The 2,042-nt window shown below is 71.9% G+C and carries 3 protein-coding genes; 1 reads left to right on the forward strand and 2 read right to left on the reverse strand.

Annotation, left to right across the window (positions count from 1 at the left end; translation table 11 throughout):
- On the reverse strand, positions 1–593 hold a 593-nt coding region (locus DQW06_RS19960), incomplete at its 3' end, for a hypothetical protein (protein WP_117199091.1).
- A gap of 137 nt (positions 594–730) precedes the next feature.
- On the opposite strand from DQW06_RS19960, the gene DQW06_RS19965 reads away from it, so the two are divergent.
- Positions 731–1,204: a MarR family winged helix-turn-helix transcriptional regulator gene (locus DQW06_RS19965; RefSeq protein WP_013153793.1), complete on the forward strand. Its 474-nt coding sequence runs from the start codon at positions 731–733 to the stop codon at positions 1,202–1,204.
- A 123-nt stretch (positions 1,205–1,327) separates the two neighbouring features.
- On the opposite strand, the gene DQW06_RS19970 is transcribed toward DQW06_RS19965, so the two are convergent.
- On the reverse strand, positions 1,328–1,954 hold the full coding sequence (locus DQW06_RS19970; protein WP_013153794.1) for a TetR/AcrR family transcriptional regulator: 627 nt from the start codon (positions 1,952–1,954) through the stop codon (positions 1,328–1,330).
- Positions 1,955–2,042: the final 88 nt, after the last annotated feature.

Below are 2,042 nucleotides of genomic sequence, written 5' to 3' on the forward strand. Positions count from 1 at the left end.
GGTCCGGGGCCGGGCTCGGCCCCGGACCCGGGCGCCCCCTCCAGCAGACACCCGCCCTCGATGAGCATCTGACGGACCGCGCCGACCATCCAGACGAGGGTGACGGCGATGACCGTGACGTTCTTGACCGCGAGCAGCAGCGCCCAGTAGAGGTCCTGCTCCGAGGCGGGAATCCACAGGGGCACGACCTGCTCGGGGACGACGGAGAAGACGGCGAACAACGCGAGCAGCAGCACCCCCTGCCACAGCAGACCGGGCCACCGGTGGTCGAGGAACGCCTGGACGCGGCGGCCGTCGCCCAGACGCCTCCCGGCCCGGACCCGCTCGTCCTTGAGGATCGCGATGCGGATGACGAGGACGATCAGCACCACCCTCGCCCCTTGGGCGAGCACCTCCAGAGCCACGCGCGAGGGCGTCGCCAGCGCGTCGCCCCACAGCGCCACCCCGAAGCGTTCGACCGCCGGGACCAGGGAGAGGCCCACCACCAGGGGGAGGTGGCGGACGTAGAAGGCCAGGGCCCAGCGCGGAGGCTCCAGGGCCAGCCGCAGGTGTGCGCGCCAGGTCAGCTCGGGGATGGTGGCTCTCTCCGTCATCGTCGCTCTCCCGGTTCGCGGTGGCGGTGCCTGTCGGATATTTACTTTAGTTCACTAAACTAAAATATTCGATAGCCTGAAAGAAGTTCACCGCAGGCAGGAGGAAGGCGGTGCAGCGGAGAAGGGGGCGACGGGGCATGGACAGCGGGGACAGCGACACGGCAGGGGACGGCAGCGACCTCGGACGGCAGCTCAGCACCGCCGTCGTGCTCTTCCACGAGGCCGTCGGCCAACGCCTGGGACTGCGCGCGCTCGACCACCGCGCGCTGGGCCTGATCGAACGACAGGGCCCGCTCACGGCGGGCGCGCTGGCCGAGCTGACCGGCCTGACCCCCGGAGCCGTCACCGGACTCGTCGACCGGCTGCACCGCCTGGGCTACGTGCAGCGCGTCCCCGACCCCGCCGACCGGCGGCGCGTGCTCGTCTCTGCGGACGTCGAGGCGCGGCCCGACCCCGCCGACGCCTTCGCGGGGCTGTCGCGGGCGATGGGCGAACTGATGGCCGGGTACGACGAGGCCGAACTCGCCGTGATCACCGACTACGTCACGAAGACCATCGACATCCTGCACACGCAGACCCGGCGGCTCAGCGAGCCCGAACCAGGGGCGTGACCGGCAGCAGGACCGTGATCCCCGCCCCGGGAGAACAACGACCTCCGGGAGCGCTTCGGAGACTCCGGCCGTTCCAGGGGGAACACCGCCACCGCGGCCGGGAACGCGGCCGGGGTCGGCGGTTCAGCGCGCGTACTGGCGGCACTCTCCCGTGAACACCGAACCCAGTTCCGCGCGCAACGCCTCCCGGGCACGCTCGGCGGCTCCCGGCCCGCCCCGGTAGACCTGGGTGGCCAGCCCCTCGGCCACGGCGGCGACGCGGGCGGCGGACGCGGCGGCGTCCACGTCCGCCTCCACCTCACCGCACTCCACGCCGTTGCGCACCGCTCGGGCGATCTCGGCGTGCAGCGCGTCCGCCGTGCGCGCGTCCACCTCGGCCAGGGCCGGGTTCTCCAGGGCCCGTCCGGCGAAGACGCGGATCACCCGGAATTCCGCCCGGCGGGGCTCGTCCAGGGGCAAGTGCTCGGCCAGCGCGGCCAGCAGGATCCCGGAAATGGTCCTCTCGTGCCGGGCGCCCTCGCTGACCACGTCCGCGACGCGGGTGGCGACGGCCGTGCTGACCCGCTCGAACGCGTGCAGGAGCATGTCGTCCTTGGACGGGAAGTAGTGCTGCACGAGCCCGACGGAGATCCCCGCGCGCGCGGCCGTGCGGGCCACGGTCACGGCGTCCAGCCCCCGTTCGGCGATCAGCTCGCACACGGCGCCGGTGATCTGCGTGCGCCTCTGGGCGTGGTCTGCGGTTCTCGGCACCGGATAACCGTATCATGGTACGGTCATAATCGTATGGATATACGGTTATCGAAAGGCCCCCTCATGCCCCTCCCCCTCACCCACGTCC

Origin of the sequence: Nocardiopsis sp. TNDT3, assembly GCF_003427465.1 — a bacterium.
Taxonomy (GTDB): Bacteria; Actinomycetota; Actinomycetes; order Streptosporangiales; family Streptosporangiaceae; genus Nocardiopsis; species Nocardiopsis dassonvillei.